The organism is Liquorilactobacillus uvarum DSM 19971 (assembly GCF_001434935.1).
GTDB lineage: Bacteria > Bacillota > Bacilli > Lactobacillales > Lactobacillaceae > Liquorilactobacillus > Liquorilactobacillus uvarum.
In genome coordinates, this window is the sequence record NZ_AZEG01000001.1 from 31,913 (window position 1) to 51,709 (window position 19,797).

Sequence of the window (19,797 nt, forward strand, 5' to 3'; positions counted from 1 at the left end):
TTTGCTTTCAAAAGTCAGCGAGCAATCTACTAACTGCTATTATGCATAAAACTGTAGTGTTACAGTTTACATGTTAATATATATTCTTGATTGCGGTTTAAATATTCAACAATACTTTTTGACCTTTATTATCTCAAGTAATGGGTAACTGTTGCACTAGCTATATGGACGGCTGTATGTTATGTCTTTTAACATTCAAAGGAGAATGCGCTTATTATGCCCACTTTCATTCACAATTCAGCCATCGTAAAAACATCATCCAGATTAAATTTAAATGAGTTTCAATTTAGTTTTCACGTGATTTTTAGTAAAAATCATTAATTCAAAGCATACTTTGAATTATGCATACACTTTTTCCCCCATTTGGTGCCGGGTCAAAAAAATGTAGCTTAAACCGATTTTAAAATTTTTGCATTATTGTTTGTTGAAATCAGCTAAAAATGCATGAACAAAAAGAATGTGTATAAAAAGTTGGTAAAAACTTGAGTACGAATACAAAGTTAGGAGGAAAACTTATGGACACCTGTTATACAGCATCGCTAAAGAAACTAACGCATAACTCAGCTTTTGAACTAATTCCCTTTTGGATTGTGAGAATTACACCTAAATTAGGCTACATTCGTAACTCTAAATTAAAGCCGAACAACTATCGATAGGCTAAATAAAAGATCCAGTTAGAAACTGATTATAGTCAATTTCTAACTGGATCTAATCTTAGATTATCTTATTCGGTAAGGCTCAACACTTATCAATCTTTTGCATTACAGTCTTTTTGAATATATATATTTCTGCTAAACTGCCATATTTTAAAACTTTAATTTAATTTATATAATGTGCCACTTTGTCCTCCCATCGATCCACCTGATGGCTGGGATTGATTCTTAGACATTCCTTTTTGCCCTTGACCACCAGCGCTAGGCTTTTTCATCCCGCTAGGAGCTTTGCCGCCGGTTTTTTGACCTTTTGCAGCCATTTTTTTGAATGAACCTTTAGGCGCTTGTCCTTTTTGACCATTCGGTCGTCCCGTCGTTCCACGTTTGTTCAGTGAGGTACCTTGCTGTTTTTGATTAGAAGTTGCGGAAGTTGTATCTGTATATTCTTTTGTTTTAACTTTGGTTCCATGTTTTTTAACCCATCTAATAATAGAACTGCTTGTTGTTTTGCCTGAAAGATAGAAGTACTTGACTTTTCCTTCTTTGACCATTTTTTTGAACTGTGCGAGAGAAATTGCATTATCCGTACCATTGTATCCGCCAATTGTCATCACAGCTCTTTTTGTTTTAATAATATATGGTGCAGCTGTATTAGAGTCCATTGTTGCGAACAAATACTTAGTATTTTTAGTGTTTTTTTCAAGATACTTGATCATTTTTGTATTTGCACTCTCACTGCCTAGACCACCACTAGATTGACCAGAATTACTTAGCAGGTCAGGCCCAGCCGACGGAATTGCATCAGATGCTCCTGCTAAAGTAGGTGTCAAAGACCAGAACCCGGGGGCAAGAGTTAAAAACGCCACTGCTAAAGCTCCATAGATCAAATTTTTGTGCAACTTCTGATAGAATACTGCCAAAAGTGAAGTTCCTATCGTTCCTACAATAATTGTCCAACTGAGCCACGGGTAATAACTGTAGACATACCAAGCTTGCAATCCTGCAGTTATCCAAAAGCCGCTGGCTATCAAATAAAGTTGCCAACGATCACGTTGTTTCTTTAGTGATTCGATAAACGTCGTTACACCAATAGCCGATAGAACGGCCAGAGGTGGGGCAAGCATAATCATGTAGTATGGATGGAAAAAACTGGCAATACTGAAAAAACCAGCGACTGGAACTAACCAGCCAGCCCAATAAAGCAGCTGTTGTTGCTTTTGAGTCGTTTTCCACCATTTTTTCTGACGTTTAACTTCATACAGGTATGCAGCAATTAAACCTACAAGAGCTAAGGGAAATAGCCAGCTGACCTGTTGACCCAGAGCTTTTTGTAAAAGCCTAGACGGCCCAGCAGTTCCAATGTTAAAGGCTCCGCTGCCTCCACCTTGAGTACCCTGTCCTCCAGTTTGTTGTTTTCCCATTTGTTGGCCGCCCTTATTGGCTGTAGCAGTAGCTCCAGGAGATTTCATTTTCTTGCTGCCAGTTGGTCGATTTTTCGTTTTTCCTTGCGCTGGTTGTTTTTTCTGAGAGTTCCCCATTCCGCTGAATCTTCCGCCAGTTCCTGTTGACTGTCCTAACAAACGCTGACTGCCGTTATAACCAAAAGCTAAGTTTAGAACAGAATTAGTAGAGGAACTTCCAATATAAGGGCGTTTGCTGGAACTAGTCGAATCAACAGCCAACGGCCATAATAGTGTGAAGATAGTTACAGCAGCCGTTGCAACAAATAAATGCACCACCTTCTTCTTCCAGCCAACCGTAGAAGCAATCCAATAGAAAAAGTACATTGCCGGCAAAACCATGAATGCTTGCAGCATCTTAATATTAAAAGCAATCCCAATTAGAGCAAATGCAATTGCTACAAGCCATACTTTATGCTTTTTCACCGCCAACTGCAGGATATAACCTGCTAATAACAAGAAGAAAACCAAAGTTGCATCCATATTATTTGTGCGCGAGTCAGCAACAACGATCGGTGTAATTGTCATAAAAAGGGCACCTAAATTGGCAGCAAGTCTGCCAAAATATGGCCGAATCATCTTATAAATCAAAGCAACCGAACCAATTCCGAATAAAACTGAAGATAAAACAATACTCCAGCTATGTAGCCCAAAAATTTTGACACTCGCAACCATAAACCATAACGCAACTGGAGGCTTATCAACAGTGATAAAACCTGCAGGATCAAAACTCGCATACCAAAAGTTTTTCCAACTTTTGCTCATACTGATAATAGCAGATGTATAAAAATCATTTGATGAACCTGCTTTCCAAATACTCCAACCATATAAAAAAGCGGCGAAAATTAAAATACCTATTAGCCACCCGTCTAACCGTTTAAACTTTTCTTTCATTCATTACTCACATCCCTCTCTTTTTTGAATAAACATTACTAAGTAGTCTAACCAAGCATTTCCAACACAACAACATGCATATACAGGCCATACACATAAGATTAAGCCTACTTTTTTTAGCTACTTTATATAAATCAATATTTTTTCCTTAAGAGTTATTAATTTTTTATATAGAAATCGCGTCTAACTAAACTGCTTTTTGAAAAAGGCAAAAAGCTTACTGCATTGACTTGAACAAATTTATTCAAACAATAAGTTGCTCAAGACTATCTAAACAATTTGTGTAATTAATAGCAAAACATCCTTCCCTAAAACAGAAAGAGTACATTAAAATAAATCAAAATTTTTCTTATGTGATAAAAAAACAGTATACAAAAAGCAGCCTGATCAATGATAAAAAACTGACAACAGACTGCTATTTAAAAATATGCTTTTTTCATCCTAAAACATTATTAGATGTAGATCTTTTATTTTAAAATTATTTTCTTATGAAACAACCGTTAATTGTAACTATTTTTAATAAAATCAACTAACCGTGTCATACCTTCCTTAATAACTGTCGTCGAAGAAACTAAGCTTACTCGCAAATACCCTCTCCCTTTAGAACCAAATGTGCTGCCTGCCACAACCGCTATATGTTTTTTTTCTAATAATTTTTTTGCAAATTCAATATCATCAGCACTATCTAATGGTAGTTTCACCCATAGGAAAAAAGTTCCAGCTGATGGAAGAACCTCTATTTTAGCTTCTTTTAAAATTGAAAGTGCCACATTACGTCTAGTAAGATATGTCTGTTTTAAATTTGCTCGTTCCATGTCTTGTGTTTTTAACGCAAAACTAGCAGCATCTTGAATAGCTCCAAACGTACCTCCAAGCGAACTTTGCACATATTGCTTTAGCAACTTTATTACCTTGCGGTTGCCAACTGCAAATGCAATTCTCCAACCAGCCATATTAAAAGTTTTGGAAAGTGTGTAAATTTCGACTCCTACAGTTTTTGCATTACGAGTAGCTAAAAAACTGGGCGCTTTTTTTCCAAAACTAATATCTGAATAGGCAAAATCGTGTGCAACGACAATTTCATTTTTTTCAGCAAAATGGACAACATTTTCAAAAAAATCTGATGTAGCCCCTGCACCTGTAGGATTATGCGGATAATTCAAAAACATTAACTTAGCTTTTTTCCGAATATCAGCCGGAATTTGTTTCAAATCAGGTAAATATCTATTCTTTGCAGTGAGCTCCATTCGATAGACCTTTCCTCCAGCCATATAAGCACCATTTTGATACCCAAAAAATGCTGGATCTGGACTAAGAATAACTTCATTTGGATTCACCAGAATCATCGGTAATGCCGTCAACGCTGCAAGGGATCCATTAAAAATGGTAACTTCATCTCTTTGCAGATGTACTCCATACTCTTTTAAATAAAAGTTTATAATTTCAATTTTTAAAGATTCTTTTCCTCCATATGGTGGATATCCATGATTTTTTGGATTCAATGATTCTTCATTTAACTTTTCAACAATGTTCGGTGATGTAGGAAGATCTGGATTACCGCGACCCAAATTAATAACTTTAATTCCTTGATCGTTTAATCTTTGAATATGATTTTGTTGTTGCGCCAAAAAATGTGCTGTACGCCTATTAATCCTGTCAGAACTTTTTATCTCCATCAATACTGTACCTCTTCCAAATAATCCAATGCCTGGAAAACTCTTTTTACTGAAATATCAGGAAAAACAGAACGCATTCTAGTATTATCTTTAGCAACGACAACATTAGCCAACACAGCTCGTTTTTTCTTATCATTTTTAAAATTTAACTCAGCTAAAGTAGTTGGTAATCCTAGTTTGTGATAAAAAGAGACCAGTTTTTTTATCACATTAAATTCCTTCTCAAGAGTCAGCTGAAACAAAATTCCTACTGCAACAATTTCACCATGTGTTTTGTGGTAACCCGGACATGCTTTGATATAACCATTGTAAAAACTGTGAGCTGCCACACTGCGGCCGTTTAGACCAGCCATACCATCCACTGAAGCTGCTACTAAAAAAATTGTATCCAAAAGGTTTTTTAATTCTTCTTCATCTAATAATTTTAAATTATCCACCTTGAGGATCTGTTCTTTACAAATTTCAATCAATTTTCGTGAGATTTCTAGAATTACCTTGTTAGTTTTACTAATTGGAATTCTTCTGCGAATTTCATACCATTTTGCAAGTGTATCTCCAATTCCAGAAAGAAAATACTGGTATGGAGCTTGTCTCAATAGTTCAGGTTCTACCAAAACAGTATCAACACTTTGAGAATGTCGAACAGCAGAAAGCATCTCATGTTTTTCTGAGTAAACAATACTTTTAGTAGTAATGCAAGCACAATTTGAAGGCAACGTTGGAATGCTAATCAACGGAATTTTCAGGTTATTTGCAACACATTTAGCCGTATCTAGTAATTGCCCTCCTCCCAGCGCCAGTAGCACATCACCTTTTCTAGTTTCTTCTGTTAACCTTCCAATTTCAGTAAAGGTACAGTTTCCTTTGAAGAGCAGCGTAGTATAGTTAACGAACAAATTATTGTCGACAAATCCCTTAACTGCCTGCTTTACCTGTTTATCAGTCATAATCACAGGTGAATTAAATGCTCGTTCTTCAATCAACTCTGTTATTTTTTTAAGAACACCCCGTTCGTTAAGATACTGCTGTGGGCTCAAGATAACACTATTTTTTGTAATCATAGAAAATTATCACCTATTTCTTGCGATTCTGCATAAGGATCATCCACTAATCGATGGTACTTGAAGGTTTGATCAACCAATTGCTGAAATTGTAATAATGAAGCGGCAATTCCAGCCGTACCATCATAGTATCCGAGCGCTGCTGTCAAAACATCAGGATTTTTTCGTTCAAATGCTTGCAACCATTTGAAGGTCCCATCTTTTTTAATAGCGCGATTAAGCAAAATATCAGCGGTTGCCTTTGCTTTTTGAAAATAATTCTGATTTTTTGTTGCTAGAAAAACACCAATATATAATTGAAGTACACCTGCAGTCCCGCAGCAATAATTGTCTGTATTCCAAAAACCTGATGATCGTTCTTCTGGCACATGTAATACCGAAAGTCCATTAATTGCTTTATAAAAATCTTTTAAATAATCTTTTTGTTTAGTTATCTTATAATATTCGAAAAAATATCTTGAAACGCCTACTGGCCCCCCGCAGTATCCTGCATAGCACATATGATTATCATCAGGTAAATAATGTGGCAGTAAAATAGCATCTCCAGCTACTGTCATCTTTTCATAAAATTCCTTAATACCATCAGTAGCCCGCAAAAAACGCGAATCATCAGTTATTTGATAGATTTTCAAAAGTGTATATGCTACTCCGGATGGTCCTAGAGGAAAGCCTGTATTAAATTTTCCGATCGGTCCACCTACATACTTCAAGTCTAACCCGATAAAATAATTACCATAGACAGGGTCATGTTTTTGTTGAGTAAGCAAAAACTCTCCGTATCTTCTAATGGCAGAATTTAAACCCGGCAACTCATACTTTCCAACAAGCGAGATTAAAAATAAAACTGTACCAGAATCGGCAACAATTCCTGATTGCCCACTCCAACAGCCTTCTTTATTTTGTTCCTTGATAATCTCATTGGTAATTTGCGTGACAATCTCTTTAAACCTTTTCTCTTTTGTAAGTTCATATAATTCATTTAGAATATACGCAACGCCCGCATACCCGGTCGTAAAGGCATACTTTGAAAAAGCTTTTTTTAAATTTCTGCGCTGCGACCAACGATAAACCAAGTAATTGCCTGCTTGGGTTGCGATCTTCAGATACTCATCTTTTGTTGTTGTTTCGTATAAGCCTAACAACAACTTAATAATTCCAGAGCTGCCTGCATATAAGCTGATTTCATCATAATATTTCCATCCCCCTTGAAATGCATTAGTAATGTCCCAGTAGATTCCTTCATTACTTTCTATCTTATATTGATCAATATATTTAAATGCCTGTTCAGCACCTTGTAAATATTTTTTCATTCGAATCTCCTATTCGTAAATTTGATTTAATTTTTTCTCCATCAATGTTTGCAATAAGGAATAAAAATAAATTAGGATCACGTATAAAATACCTACTACAATGTACACATTGAAATACTGAAAATTTTCTGATGCAATTAATTTACCTTGTCCAAAAATTTCAGTTACTCCAATCGAAAAAGCAAGTGATGTCTCTTTTATGAGCCCAATAAATGTATTTCCTATTGGCGGCACAATGTATCGAAAAGTTTGCGGTACAATAATTTTCCGATAAACTTTAGCCTTGCTCAATCCCAAAGAACGCCCTGCCTCCATTTGTCCCTTATCAACTGAAAGAATACCGGAACGAAAAATTTCTTCCAGATAAGCAGCCTCTTTGAAAGCCAAACAGAATGTAGCAACGGCAAAAGCCGAAATATCGTCTTCAGTATGCAGTAATTGTGGCACACCATAATATGCAATAAATAGAAGCACTAGCGTTGGAAATCCACGAAAAATCAATGTATAAGTCCTAGTAATCCATTGGAGTTTAGGAATATAAAACACAATAGTTAATAAAACTCCTAGAAAAATTGCAAGAACCATTGCAAAAACTGCCATAAAAATAGTGACTGGTAAATAACTTGCAATTTTAGGTACTATTTCCAAAATATACTTAATATTCAATGCCACCACTCCTACTTTTGAGTTACATCCTCATTAAAATATTTCTTTGAAATTTTGCTCAATGTTCCATCTTTTTCAAGCGTTTTTAACGCATCACTAATTTTTTGTCGTAATTTTTGATCTTGTTTTTTCTTAAAAGGATATGCAGCTTTATTTTCACCGATAACATCTTTTAAGATCCGTAAGTTAAGTTTTTGTTTTTTAATAGTAGTTTGCAGGAATTGACGCTGATTTAATACACCATCTACTTTTCCCGAATTAGCATCCGTGAAAACTGCATTTCGATCATCATATGTTTTAATATTGACTTTTGAATTATATTTTTTTAACAAATCAATGTTGCTAGAACCAATCGTTGCTGAGACAGTTTTTCCTTCCAGATCTTTAACCGATTTATATTTTGAATCTTTCAAAACAGCAATCTGTGCTGGATATCGAGAATAAACTCGTGAAAAATTATAATTTTTTTGTCTTGCTGGTAAAACAGTTACAGCATTAGCAATAGTGTCAATCTTCCCCGAGTCCAATGCTCCAAAAAGACCTGGGACATCACCAATCACTTTCCAACGAACTTTATAGCCAATTTTTTTGGCAACCTCATTTGTCACATCAATATCAAAACCTACTAATTTATCATTTTTCTTATACGAATTTGGATATGTCTGAGCAGTGGTACCAACCGTTAATGTTTTTTTATTATCAGCACTGCCTTTTGAACAGCCCGAAACTAATACCCCTAGCGAAATAAAACCAATTATTAACGTTAAAAACTTTTTGTTAAATTTGAATTGCATGTCGTCTCCTCCGATTATGAATATTTCTTAAATATGCTTCACGTAATAACTATTTGTATTAATCTATCTAAAAACTGCTTCTGTATATTAACATTCTATGTAACCCCGCCTTCCTTACTTAAAAATACAAAAAGTCCCTGTGCAACTAAATTGCACAGGGACGAAAATATCGCGGTACCACCCATTTTTATAACTGCCTAACATAGCAATTACCTTTAAATGCACTCCTTTGAGTACATAGAGGAATTATACCGTAATCCTAACGTGTTTCAAGCTTGCACTTGTAAACATAGCCATGGGTTCATCTTCATTAACTTTTTTGCTGCGTCTTTTCACCGCCCAACGCTCTCTGAAAACATACTAAGCTAACTACTCTTCCCAATACCGCTTAATAATATGAGTAATAATTAATCTGTATCTTACCTTAAGCTAATTAAATCGTCAACATATTTTAATATAAATCATAGATTTTCTTGAAAAAACTTGACGAAACTACCAGTTTAACTAATTAACGATGCAAATAAAATAATATTTAAGTCCCAATGGTAAATTGAGAAGTTTATCCCTTATCTGGATACAAATTATTTCACAATAAACGGATGAAATCTTTCTTGTAACATAACATGTAGCAACTTTAAACTATTCTATTATTAAGTATGGAGTTTATCTCCACTCGCTGCTGTAAGGTCATGACTACTACTGAAAAACAAAAAGCAATTATGCCTCTATATTTCAAAGAATTTAATAACAAAATTATTGGCAATCCTGCACAAAAACATTAAACTGATTGTTAAATATGGTCATAAACAACTATTGTAAACAATCTAAAGAGGTGCCGCGTCTATGCAAATGGTGAACTTATTAAAAGCAAACGAACTAAAAAACATCAAATTAATTGCCGGAGCCAACGGAATTGATCGTGATACTAAACTGATTGGAATGATTGAAGCACCTGATATTGAATCTTACTTGTTTGCCGGTCAATTATTAGTTACAACCGGCTATCACTATTATCAAAACATTGATCGCCTAACAGAATTAATAAAAAAAATGTCCGCAGTTGGATGTGCCGGCTTGGGGATCAAAGCAAACCGTTATTTTAAAAAAATTCCTAATGAAATTATTCAACTCGCAAATTCCTTGGATTTTCCCTTATTATTGACTCCAGCAAAAGAATCCCTAAGCCAGACGGTCTCCTCACTAATTAAAGTTGTCATTAAATCTGATGTTCTCAGACTAAGTCGAGCTATTCAGCAAAATCAGCAGCTTTCACAATTGGCACTTAACAACACAAAATATAATGTTTTCTTAGACCAGTGTGCCATTTACTTGAAGCATGACATTGTTTTATTAGACAGTCATTTCCGAGTGCGCTTTACAAATCAAGCCATTTGGGATCAACGTGAAAAAATCTCAAGTGATCTTCGTAACACGGCTCAGGGCAGCTACTTATCATTAAGTAAAGAAATAACTATTAATTGCGGCAATCGCAGACTTCGGATCATTCCACTAATGGTCATGTATTCAGAAAATAAATCATTTATTGGAATTTTCGATTTGGAAAAGTTAACTTCAATGCAGCAACTTCAGCTCCAACAAGTACAAAATATTATTAGTTTGATGAATAGTAGAACCGATGTCAGAAAAGAAGATGCAAGTCACCAACTCAATGAATTTTTTAACAATGTCTTGACTGGTCGAATCAGTATCGACTTGACAGACCAACACCCAGATAAATTGAACATTAATCTGCAAGAAAATTGTTACTGTGCAGTTTGTGGATTACAACCTGCTAAAAATGGCGTGCTCTTATTTTTAAATCAAGTCGAACAAGTTCGACACTTAAGCGACTGGTTTATTGACGAATACAATATTCGTGCAACCAGTTTTGTTTCTCAGCAACAGCTCGTCCTAATTATTTCCGACTCTCAAAATCCCGAACATTTTCTCAGTGCTCTCGCCCTATTTCTTAAAAAGATGTTTGGCAATCGCTATCTTTTAAAAATCGGTCTAAGCCATGCAAAATTACCGGTCAATCAACTGCCATCCCTATATCACGAAGCAAAAAAAGCTTACACATTAGCCGAGCAGTCGAATATTGTCATTCAACAGTTTCGTCCTAAAAAAGTTTCAGAATTATTGCAGTTAATTCCAAAAAACGAGGCAAATTCATTTGTTACCGAAATTCTTGGTCCCCTTCTGCAAATTAAAAATAAACAAGAGATGGATGATTTATTAGCAACTCTCAAACTTTATCTTTATAACCATCAACAGATTAATTTGGTTGCTCAACAGCTATTTATCCACCGAAATACAGTAGTTTATCGGCTTAAAAAGGCCGCAGATATACTCCAGTTAGACTACAAAGATCCCGAAGTTGCTCAACGGCTGCTAGTAGCATTGCTATTACTCTGATAATCATTTATAACTCGTGCCTTAAATAAGGTCCACAATCAAATGTTAGATAATATAACATTTGATTGTGGACCTTAACTAATTTCTGATAAATTTTTGTACCCTCTGTCTAATGCACATTATCAAAATTCTCATAGAATTATAATTAATTATTAAAAAAGATGTTCCCAATTCATTTTTCTTTGTGAATGTTCAAAAATCGATTCAGCAATTTTAGAAAGGATTTGTTAACTATGAAATATGACTCAGTTATTATAAATGGAAAAATCGTAACACCCAACAAAGTATTTGAAGGTGAGCTAGCAATCAAAAATGGCAAAGTAGCTGCTATCGGAAAAAAACTTTCAACTGAAACAGAGCAGGTCATTGATGCTGAAGGACAGTTTGTTCTCCCTGGCATGGTAGATGCTCACGTTCACATTAACGAACCTGGTCGCAGCGATTGGGAAGATTACCATACTGGTAGCCAAGCATTAGCTGCCGGCGGTACCACTAGTATGGTCGTCATGCCTCTCAATGCTTTGCCAGCCAGAACGACAGCAAATGAGTTCAATCGTCATCGAGCTATTGCTGAAGGAAAATCTTATATCGATTTTGCCCTATACGGTGGCCTAGTTCCGGGCAATCTAGATGAAATTTCTAAATTAGCTGCTGCTGGTGCTGCTGGATACAAAGCCTTCATGGCAACGACAGGCACCGATATTCCCGGTGATTTTAAAAATGTTGATGATTATGAACTGTATCGCGGTATGCAAGCTATTCAAAAAACGGGTTTACGCTTGTCACTACATGCTGAAAATCCTGTTTTGACCGATCGATTTGCCGAAGAAAAAATCGCTAATCATCAAACTAAAATTCAAGATTATATTGATTCCCGACCACCAATGGTTGAAGTCGAGGCTGTTCTTCGAGCATTATACTTTGCAAAAATGACTGGCTGTAAACTGCATTTCGTTCATCTCTCAACCGGTGAAGCTGTTGAAAAAGTTCAAGAGGCTCAAGCTCAAGGACAAGATGTAACGTGCGAAACCTGTGTTCATTATCTGACGCTTGACACAGATGATTTTCAAAACATCGGCCCACTTGCAAAATGTTCACCAGCTTTAAGAACAAAAGATGTTCAAGCACAACTTTGGAAAAAGGTTCAAGAAGGTGCGCTGAATGCTGTCACTTCTGACCACTCACCAGCACCTGCCAGCATGAAAGCCAATCCCAACGATAATATTTTTGAAGTTTGGGGCGGTATCAGTGGTGCTCAAAATAACGTAGACCTTTTTTATGACGTGGCCGTCAAATCAAAGCGGCTCACTATTCTTCAATTCGTTCAATTAATTGCATCCGGTCCAGCCGATTTATTTGGTTTAAAAAGTAAAGGATCCCTTGAAGTAGGTAAAGATGCCGACATCATATTCCTAGACCCGACCCAAAGTTATATCTTAAGTAACGATGACCTCTACTATAAAAATAAGTTTTCTGCTTATGAAGGATTTGAAATTCATGATCGGATCACACGCACTATTCTACGTGGCAAATTTCTATTAAACCAGAAAGTGAAGGGAGAAGCAGCCTATGCAGACGACACTGACACAACGCAAACCATTCACAATTGAGGATGCACCAGTTTCAGAGGATTTAAAACCAATTTCAAACGACCATCGGACTGTTGGCGTTTTTGCTTACATGTCAATGTGGCTAGGTGATGGTTTCAACATTGGCAATATCACACTAGGATCTTCACTTGTAGTTGCCGGAACCGCAACCATGAGTTTAACGCAAACATTAGTTGCAGCCGCTATCGCCATCTTTATTATATCTGTCATTTTTGCCCTAAACGATCGTTTTGGTTATTTAACCGGTGCACCATATGTCATGCAACTTCGCCTATCGTTTGGAAAAACCGGTGCAAAATTTGCTAGCTTACTTCGAGGAATCCCTGCCATTATCTGGTTCGGTTTTCAAAGCTGGACTGGAGCTTTAGCGTTAAATCAAATTGCAAAAATTATGACGGGCGGATCATTTAATAATACAGCAATTTGTTTTGTGATTATGCAAGTTGTGCAAGTTTTAATTGCCTTAAAAGGCTTCAAATCAATTAAAGTTGTTACTTCAATTATCTCTGTGATTGTAATGATTGCCCTATTTGGTGTTTTCGTGTTACTGATTACCCAGCACGGCACGGTTATTCAATCAAAACTCATTAATGTTCACGGATCATGGGGCTTGACATTCTTTAGCTTTATTGTCGCTTTTTTAGGCAACTATACTGCTATCTTTGAATCGGCAGCAGATTATTCCCGAGAACTCAAGCCAAATTTATCTAATAAATATCGGGGATTCTTATATTTTCTCCCTATCACAGTTGCTTATGGCATTACAATCGTCACTGGTGCCATGCTAGCGGCAGTTACTGGTATCTCTAGTCCTGTTAACGCAATGTCTCACATTTTCAATAACAATCTGATCACTTTGTTTGTTTCCGGCTTCATTATTTTAGGAGTAATTACCACTAACTCCGTTGCAAACATTATGCCTCCAACTTACATTTTGACATCTCTTCTTAAAATGCCGCAGAAATGGGCAATTGCCATTGTAGGCCTGCTGGCAGCATGCTCATTTCCGTGGTTGCTGGTGCAAGACTCTTCCTCAGCTGGGTTGGCACTCTTCATTCGCTCATATTCTGTCTTTTTAGGACCCATGACGGCCATTATTCTTGTTGAATACTATATTGAACGTCATCAATCTATTAATTTGGAGACTTTGTATAATGATAACAAACAACAAGCTGTTAAATGGAATGCCCCAATTGCGTTGGCAATAGGTGCCATAGTAGCTTTGATGCAAGTTGATCTATCATGGATTATTGGCTTTGTTGTTGGTGGAATTGCTTACTTAGTATTGAATCGAATTCGTAAAGAAAAACGCGATCTACCAGAAAATGAGCAAATTGAACAGATAGATTTGGAATAATTTTCTAAAACTTATCTCGTATCCCCAAACTTGCCTTTTAAATTTGAGATTTTAGCGGGAAAATGCCTTACCCGAAAAACCGTCGTTAACAGTAGTTGGTCAGATAAAAGTTTTATCACTGAGAATTCAGTTCAATAATATTAAATTAAGATAAAAAAAGGATCTCTGATGCCCATAATTATCAGAGATCCTTTTTTGAGTTTTTATACTCCTTTATTTATAAAAAATCCACTCTCCATGGGGAAGTTTCCCTGTATAATTTGATTCTACCAATTGAATTAAATAATTTATTTTTATCATGAATAGCTTTCTTAGCTTTTTCAATAACTGACGGAAACAAATTATTTGGATTCCCCAACCTTCTTCTGATAAAATTTTTCGTGCATGTTTATTGTTTTGCTCTATAAAAAGAAACAAAAGGTCATGTGACTTGCTAAATAGTCAAATAAGCTTGACATCTAAGTTAATCAAAAACGAAAACTTTGTTTTATAGCAACTCTTTGTAGTCGTGCAACTTAGTCATTATAAGATATAAATTAAAACAGAGTAATAGCGTAAGACACGGAAAGATGATAAGTTCCGATGTGCTTACAGGAACGTTATTTATAAACATCGATAACAGCATTGCATCGATTGCAAAAAACATAGCGACTCCTTTTATCGTAACAACAGGAATTAATAAATACCCAAGTACATGCTCTTTTATAACTGCTATCCCAGAAATAATTGCCACTGGGACAATAATTCCCATATCTAGCGCTTGAATTGGAAATGTTGTGTAATGTTCTAAATTACTAGGAACCGTTCCCCTAATCAAGGGCGGAACAAGTTTTCCTAGCCACATAAATAAAATTGTTAGTCCTAAGATGATAGAAGAAAACCCAATGTACTTGTTCGAAGTTTTATAAAAAAATATTTCTTTTCGTAGCATAACCAGTTGATACATATTCAAGATAAATCCAAAAAAAGATAGTGACATAAGCAATACATACAGTAGGAAAAACTTATTATAAACTGCTACAAAACAATATGTAGCATACATGTAAAGCAAATAACCTAAAATCCCAGTTAACATTATCTTTCCTTTTAGATATCCTTTATTCGCAAGGAATAAAGAAAATAACAGAATTGGTATGACGATAAATAAGGTTACGATTTCTTGAGCTATCACTTGCGCTGCCATCGATATCGATTCATTGTGGTAAAGCCCTTTTCCATAGAGAGTGACTGATGAACCAAACACTGTTTGGACTGTTTCATTCTCATTAATTGCTTGCGAAGAAAATACCCCATATGCTGCTGTAATACTTGCGAGTAATGTGATAAAAGCAACAATAATAGTAAGTCTTCTTTTAGTATTTATAATTTCTAACGCCTCATTTCAGTAACTAGTTACCTATTTACATTATAGTAACTAGTTACTATAATGTAAACAAAAATAATTATTCATGGAGGTTCATCATGCATATTAACCAAATGATTAATGAATTTAGCGGTACAAGAACAAATGAAATTAGAGGTATTTTTGCCAGCATATCCATTCTGCAAAATCGTCTACAAACAATTTTTGATCATAACAATGAAATGCTGACACTTAAGCAATTCATGTTATTAACAATGATCAAGCATTCAAATGCAGACACAACTTTTACACATCTTGGAAAACTCCTGGGTTCATCTCGTCAGAACATAAAGAAATTGGCTACTTCGCTCGAAAAGAAAGGGTTTATTACTATTAATCAAGAAACTGGCAACAAAAGAAACACGGCTTTAGTAGTAACTGAAAAAGCAAATAAATACGGCGATATGATTGCTGAACTTCATACAGATAAACTAAATTCAATTTTTGGTGATTATACTCAAGAAGAAATTCATCTTTTTTACAAACTAATAACGAAGTTATACGATGGAGTGGAAAGAGAGGAAAGTAACCTTGAATAAAATTGTCATCTACTCTTCACGCTATGGAACAAGCGCAAAATATGCTCACAAAATAGCTGAACAAAAAAATTATTTTCTTTGTTCTTTAGATAAGATTGTGAACTATACAGATAAATGCGATGAAATTATATTCATAGCACCAATTTATATAGGTAAAATATTCGGTTTTAATAAACTAATTCGTGAGCTAAGGCAAAGTAACCAAGTAAAAATTACATTGATTATCGTGGGCATTTACGATCCTCAACGTGCCGAAAATAATTTAAAAATTGAAAAAATGATAATTAAAATGGTAGAAGGATCATCGTTTAAACTACAATCGATCTACCGTTTACGTGGACAGCTAAATATAAAAAAGCTTTCAATCACCCACAGAATACTAATCAATGCACTCTACACGGCAGCTAAGAAAAAAGGCAATGAAGATTTGAGTGAAAATGAAAAAGACATTATCAGTGCCTACGAAAATCAAAAACAAGTCAATGATGATAACTTCAACAAAATGCTGAAAAATATATGAAGAACATGGTCTCTTGATGCTTGACTTAATTCAATAACATCCTTCAAAGCTATCCCAATCACACAGTTTTATTAGTAGCGTCCCCAATTAGAAAATACTAACTGAAGCTAAACACTGGGTCTTTTTCACCTAAAAAGCTTCACAATAAAGCTAAACTATATCTTAACTTTCAATAAAATGTCATAACAAACCCTTGTTGACTTTAAACCCAATAATGCAAACATCTGCTGCATCATACTTTTTATTTAAATTTTTTCAAAAAATTAAATTACGCGTAAAACTCATCTGACAATCTCAAAACTTATTCATTTCATCTACGACTTTTTAAGAATGATACAAAATAAAATATGGGTGCAAAAATAATAAATACCGTGCTCATAAACAAACTTTTGGCTAAACTGTATCCCCATCCCGCAGAATTGCCATACGTTAAGGTAGTGGTTGTTGTATATTCCCAAGGGTTCACTGACACGCCATTTGATGACCATTTTCTGTTCTTATGATTTTGAGCTATATCTTGCTGATGCATATCCAGCGCCCTTTGCTTATATGTCACGAACTGATCATCACTTGATTTAAACCAACTCATGTGAGTAATTCTAAAAAATGGCAGCAATATCAATGTGATAAAAAAGTAAATATTATAAAATTCGAACTTATACTTGAACGGATAAAAAGATAGGCTACCTAGGTACATCAAAATGCTAATAAATCCTATCAAACCAACAATAAAAAAAGCCACCAATTTGAAAAAAATACGAATATGCTTAAACATATTAGCTCACATCCCTAAAAATACATTTCTATTCTTCATTCTCTGTTTATGAATCAAATTATAATTCTGAATATAGAGCGCTGCAATGACACATAAGTATTTTTTGAAAAATTTTTTAACAGCAAAACATTAAATTTCGTTCTAAACAATTTAAAAACACCCAAAATAATCGTAATAAAAAAGAGCAGCTATAGCAGCTACTCCGAAAAATATTTTTTTCATTACTATCTTTTTCATTTTCGCCTTCCTTTACTTTTGCTTTTTATCTTCTCCAATATTCTGAAAGCCCTTTTGGTCAAGTTCTTTCTTTAGCTTACTAAGATCTGCCTGAACACTAAAAACCGCTTTTGTCGTTTCAGATATTTTTTCCCCAAATTCAGTACTATCAATGCTTTGTCCCGCTTCAACTAAAATTTTGTTATTCAAAACATTGCCGATGAAAATAATAAATGATCCCAATGCACTGGTAATTAGTGTCAAATCAGCTGTTGTAAAAGACAACGCAAATTTGAATTTGGCATACGTAAGACTTAGAATGAGCACAAATGTGACTAATGAAATCCAGAAATTTACCTTATTTTTATTAGCATTCCACAATTTCTTCAAAATTTTCACTCCCAATTTACCCTAGATGCTTTTATTAGGACTGTCCTACTTTATAAACTCTGACTGTCCCTTCATACTTTGTCCTCTGTGCATATGTCGGACTGGCTTTAAAAAGCAATGTCCCAATCGTAATCTTATTTCTTTGCGCTAGTTCAGGCAGGGTCCCCACATCAATAAAACAATCACCGCGATAAATCGCATAAATAGAAGCTTTACGTGCCATCAGCATTCCCCCATTTTTAATAAATATAAAACAATCGGCCGATTTGTTCTTATACGAGCTCACAATAGTGTTCACTTAAGAGAACACTGTAAATCTAACATTAGTGTTCTTTTTTGTCAAAGGTTACTCAAAAAAAAGAGCATTGTTCTTCATTGAGAACAATGCTATACTGATAGTAATTATTAAAAAGGAGCCGTCGATATGAAATCTAACACAGAAATCGTTGCTACCATGCAGCAGCTTGCAAAAGAGCAGCACATTTCAATCAGTGAATTAGCTCGTCGTGTAAAAATGGCAAAATCTGCTGTTTCAAAGTATTTTAATGGTTCGCGCTCTTTCCCTTTAAATAGAATTGATAGTTTCGCCCAAGCATTAGGAACGACTTCCGAACACCTCCTCGGTGTTGAGATGCCGACCAACATGATACCCATTTCTGGAGTTGTTAAAATTCCTATCATAGGTGTGATTGCCTGTGGGGATCCCATTACAGCGGACGAAAATATTGATGGATATATTGAAGAACCAAAGGAAACCTTACCCTCTGGAAATCTCTTTTATTTGCGCGCAAAGGGAGAATCAATGACACCGACCATCCCAAATGGCGCAAGTGTTTTAATTCGGCAGCAGCCTGAGGTAGAAGACGGAGAAATTGCTGCGGTTTTGCTGACAAACGAAAATGAAGCTACATTAAAAAGAATCAAACATACAGATAAATTGATATTATTATTGCCCGATAACCCCAAATACGAACCAATTGTTTCAACACCTGAAAACCCCATTAAAATCTTGGGTAAGGCAATACGTTTTGTTTCAAGCCTATGATTCTGTATGAATAAACAGAATTTTAGCAACACAAACATAGAATAGAACTTAGACCTTGAAATTAAGATTACTCAAAAAAGCTCCTCATACAAGAAGGCTGTGACAAAATTATTGTTTTGTCACAGTCTTTTTTAACACAACCTATATTAACCTGTTTCAAAAATCAAACTTTCCTACTAAATATTTAAGGCTAATTAGTGCAAAGCATGTCCAATATCTGTTTTGAACATACAAGAACCCCATAACCATCAGATTTCAATGTCTAATAATTATGGGGCACTTCATAGCTTTCAAATATTATTCAATTTTGTTACTAACTGAACCTAATAAAATATCAACTATTTTTTTGAGAGAAAGTGTGGTTGTTTAAACGTTGCTGTAAAACCCTTTCCTTGTGGGCTGCATGCATATAAACCGACTTTTACTTCATCCATTTTGTTACCAAACAAGAGATTAAAAATTCTCATCTGGTGAAAATCAACACCGTCAAACGAATATTCAACGACAAAATCATTTGATTCTCTCGTAATTCTATAATATATGCTTTTAACAGTTGCCGGAATATCCTGGGTAGCCCAATCAGAATACCCGTTTTTAGTAACCACTCCGCCTAAACGCTGAAACTCATCATTTTCATATTCACTGGAAAATTTTGCCCAGTTATGCTCATCCAAATAAATCATTATTCCGCATTGATCGAATAAATAATTACTGTCAAATTCAGTTTTAACCTCATACACAAAATCTTTCTGACTGCTAGATGTCAGATACATTGGGGCATTGTTATTGCTGAATCCGTAATGTGTCTTTTGCCACATATCAGTGTTCTGCTGTGTTTTGATTTCTAATGTTTCTTCATTCTCTTCAAATTTATCCGGTTTATTAATCCAACTATAATTCTTCATCATTATCCTCCTACAAGTAAATACCTCAATAATTTATTTTTAAAATTAATTTTGACAATACTCAATTATCCAAAAGTACACTCACCTATAAAACTATACTTTGTAAATG

General features: G+C 35.1%; 18 protein-coding genes. 7 read left to right on the plus strand and 11 right to left on the minus strand.

The annotated features are described in order from the left end of the window. Positions 1-515 precede the first annotated feature (515 nt). Positions 516-656 (plus strand): hypothetical protein, encoded by a 141-nt coding sequence (locus FD20_RS13250; RefSeq protein WP_157060801.1) that lies wholly within the window; start codon positions 516-518, stop codon positions 654-656. 158 nt (positions 657-814) lie between these two features. Here FD20_RS13250 and FD20_RS00155 read toward each other — a convergent pair whose 3' ends face one another. The 6 genes from FD20_RS00155 to FD20_RS00180 form a co-directional block, all read right to left on the minus strand. After that, complete coding sequence (locus FD20_RS00155; protein ID WP_057735487.1) at positions 815-3,007, minus strand: ArnT family glycosyltransferase; 2,193 nt, start codon at positions 3,005-3,007, stop codon at positions 815-817. 500 nt (positions 3,008-3,507) lie between these two features. Next, positions 3,508-4,683, minus strand: coding sequence for an aminotransferase class I/II-fold pyridoxal phosphate-dependent enzyme (locus FD20_RS00160; protein ID WP_057735488.1), 1,176 nt, complete (start codon positions 4,681-4,683; stop codon positions 3,508-3,510). Further along, a complete protein-coding gene (locus FD20_RS00165; RefSeq protein ID WP_235807683.1) occupies positions 4,683-5,744 on the minus strand; it encodes an iron-containing alcohol dehydrogenase family protein in 1,062 nt (353 codons plus the stop codon). Before FD20_RS00165 ends, FD20_RS00160 begins: the two co-directional genes overlap by 1 nt. Further along, positions 5,741-7,054 carry a lanthionine synthetase LanC family protein gene (locus FD20_RS00170; RefSeq protein WP_057735489.1) on the minus strand — a complete coding sequence of 438 codons (1,314 nt, stop codon included), beginning with the start codon at positions 7,052-7,054 and terminating at the stop codon, positions 5,741-5,743. The genes FD20_RS00165 and FD20_RS00170 overlap by 4 nt, the downstream gene beginning before the upstream one ends. Before the next feature lie 9 nt (positions 7,055-7,063). Further along, the gene (locus FD20_RS00175; RefSeq protein WP_057735490.1) at positions 7,064-7,720 is read right to left on the minus strand and encodes an amino acid ABC transporter permease; all 657 of its coding nucleotides are present in this window, start codon (positions 7,718-7,720) and stop codon (positions 7,064-7,066) included. A gap of 11 nt (positions 7,721-7,731) precedes the next feature. After that, positions 7,732-8,514, minus strand: a complete 783-nt coding sequence (locus FD20_RS00180) for a transporter substrate-binding domain-containing protein (protein WP_057735491.1) — start codon at positions 8,512-8,514, stop codon at positions 7,732-7,734. Between the two features lie 843 nt (positions 8,515-9,357). On the opposite strand from FD20_RS00180, the gene FD20_RS00185 reads away from it, so the two are divergent. The 3 genes from FD20_RS00185 (at position 9,358) to FD20_RS00195 (ending at position 13,896) form a co-directional block, all read left to right on the plus strand. Continuing rightward, complete coding sequence (locus FD20_RS00185) at positions 9,358-10,929, plus strand: PucR family transcriptional regulator (RefSeq protein ID WP_057735492.1); 1,572 nt, start codon at positions 9,358-9,360, stop codon at positions 10,927-10,929. A 233-nt stretch (positions 10,930-11,162) separates the two neighbouring features. Further along, positions 11,163-12,539, plus strand: coding sequence for an allantoinase AllB (allB, locus tag FD20_RS00190; protein ID WP_057735493.1), 1,377 nt, complete (start codon positions 11,163-11,165; stop codon positions 12,537-12,539). Continuing rightward, positions 12,499-13,896, plus strand: a complete 1,398-nt coding sequence (locus FD20_RS00195) for an NCS1 family transporter (RefSeq protein ID WP_057735494.1) — start codon at positions 12,499-12,501, stop codon at positions 13,894-13,896. Before allB ends, FD20_RS00195 begins: the two co-directional genes overlap by 41 nt. Before the next feature lie 487 nt (positions 13,897-14,383). Here FD20_RS00195 and FD20_RS00200 read toward each other — a convergent pair whose 3' ends face one another. After that, on the minus strand, positions 14,384-15,139 hold the full coding sequence (locus tag FD20_RS00200) for a hypothetical protein (protein ID WP_235807684.1): 756 nt from the start codon (positions 15,137-15,139) through the stop codon (positions 14,384-14,386). Between the two features lie 218 nt (positions 15,140-15,357). Here FD20_RS00200 and FD20_RS00205 point away from each other — a divergent pair, with 218 nt between their 5' ends. Together FD20_RS00205 and FD20_RS00210 are read left to right on the plus strand one after the other, a co-directional pair. Next, positions 15,358-15,837 (plus strand): MarR family winged helix-turn-helix transcriptional regulator, encoded by a 480-nt coding sequence (locus FD20_RS00205; protein ID WP_057735496.1) that lies wholly within the window; start codon positions 15,358-15,360, stop codon positions 15,835-15,837. Then, positions 15,830-16,357: a flavodoxin domain-containing protein gene (locus FD20_RS00210; protein WP_057735497.1), complete on the plus strand. Its 528-nt coding sequence runs from the start codon at positions 15,830-15,832 to the stop codon at positions 16,355-16,357. The genes FD20_RS00205 and FD20_RS00210 overlap by 8 nt, the downstream gene beginning before the upstream one ends. A gap of 310 nt (positions 16,358-16,667) precedes the next feature. On the opposite strand, the gene FD20_RS00215 is transcribed toward FD20_RS00210, so the two are convergent. From FD20_RS00215 to FD20_RS00225, 3 genes are all read right to left on the minus strand, one after another. Continuing rightward, entirely contained in the window at positions 16,668-17,132 is a 465-nt protein-coding gene (locus tag FD20_RS00215; protein ID WP_235807685.1) for a hypothetical protein, read from the minus strand. Between the two features lie 249 nt (positions 17,133-17,381). Continuing rightward, the gene (locus tag FD20_RS00220; protein WP_057735498.1) at positions 17,382-17,738 is read right to left on the minus strand and encodes a hypothetical protein; all 357 of its coding nucleotides are present in this window, start codon (positions 17,736-17,738) and stop codon (positions 17,382-17,384) included. A gap of 34 nt (positions 17,739-17,772) precedes the next feature. Continuing rightward, positions 17,773-17,961, minus strand: coding sequence for a hypothetical protein (locus FD20_RS00225; protein WP_057735499.1), 189 nt, complete (start codon positions 17,959-17,961; stop codon positions 17,773-17,775). Positions 17,962-18,162: 201 nt separating this feature from the next. Between FD20_RS00225 and FD20_RS00230 the strand changes: the two genes are divergently transcribed. Next, positions 18,163-18,783: a LexA family protein gene (locus FD20_RS00230; RefSeq protein WP_057735500.1), complete on the plus strand. Its 621-nt coding sequence runs from the start codon at positions 18,163-18,165 to the stop codon at positions 18,781-18,783. A gap of 338 nt (positions 18,784-19,121) precedes the next feature. On the opposite strand, the gene FD20_RS00235 is transcribed toward FD20_RS00230, so the two are convergent. Further along, entirely contained in the window at positions 19,122-19,688 is a 567-nt protein-coding gene (locus FD20_RS00235) for a DUF1349 domain-containing protein (protein WP_157060806.1), read from the minus strand. Positions 19,689-19,797: the final 109 nt, after the last annotated feature.

What these genes read in the sequence shown, in the direction of transcription:
- FD20_RS13250 (WP_157060801.1), top strand. Translation starts at nt 516, where the DNA reads ATGGACACCTGTTATACAGCATCGCTAAAGAAACTAACGCATAACTCA.
- FD20_RS00155 (WP_057735487.1), bottom strand. Translation starts at nt 3,007, where the DNA reads ATGAAAGAAAAGTTTAAACGGTTAGACGGGTGGCTAATAGGTATTTTA.
- FD20_RS00160 (WP_057735488.1), bottom strand. Translation starts at nt 4,683, where the DNA reads ATGGAGATAAAAAGTTCTGACAGGATTAATAGGCGTACAGCACATTTT.
- FD20_RS00165 (WP_235807683.1), bottom strand. Translation starts at nt 5,744, where the DNA reads ATGATTACAAAAAATAGTGTTATCTTGAGCCCACAGCAGTATCTTAAC.
- FD20_RS00170 (WP_057735489.1), bottom strand. Translation starts at nt 7,054, where the DNA reads ATGAAAAAATATTTACAAGGTGCTGAACAGGCATTTAAATATATTGAT.
- FD20_RS00180 (WP_057735491.1), bottom strand. Translation starts at nt 8,514, where the DNA reads ATGCAATTCAAATTTAACAAAAAGTTTTTAACGTTAATAATTGGTTTT.
- FD20_RS00185 (WP_057735492.1), top strand. Translation starts at nt 9,358, where the DNA reads ATGCAAATGGTGAACTTATTAAAAGCAAACGAACTAAAAAACATCAAA.
- allB (WP_057735493.1), top strand. Translation starts at nt 11,163, where the DNA reads ATGAAATATGACTCAGTTATTATAAATGGAAAAATCGTAACACCCAAC.
- FD20_RS00195 (WP_057735494.1), top strand. Translation starts at nt 12,499, where the DNA reads ATGCAGACGACACTGACACAACGCAAACCATTCACAATTGAGGATGCA.
- FD20_RS00205 (WP_057735496.1), top strand. Translation starts at nt 15,358, where the DNA reads ATGCATATTAACCAAATGATTAATGAATTTAGCGGTACAAGAACAAAT.
- FD20_RS00215 (WP_235807685.1), bottom strand. Translation starts at nt 17,132, where the DNA reads ATGTTTAAGCATATTCGTATTTTTTTCAAATTGGTGGCTTTTTTTATT.
- FD20_RS00225 (WP_057735499.1), bottom strand. Translation starts at nt 17,961, where the DNA reads ATGGCACGTAAAGCTTCTATTTATGCGATTTATCGCGGTGATTGTTTT.
- FD20_RS00230 (WP_057735500.1), top strand. Translation starts at nt 18,163, where the DNA reads ATGAAATCTAACACAGAAATCGTTGCTACCATGCAGCAGCTTGCAAAA.
- FD20_RS00235 (WP_157060806.1), bottom strand. Translation starts at nt 19,688, where the DNA reads ATGAAGAATTATAGTTGGATTAATAAACCGGATAAATTTGAAGAGAAT.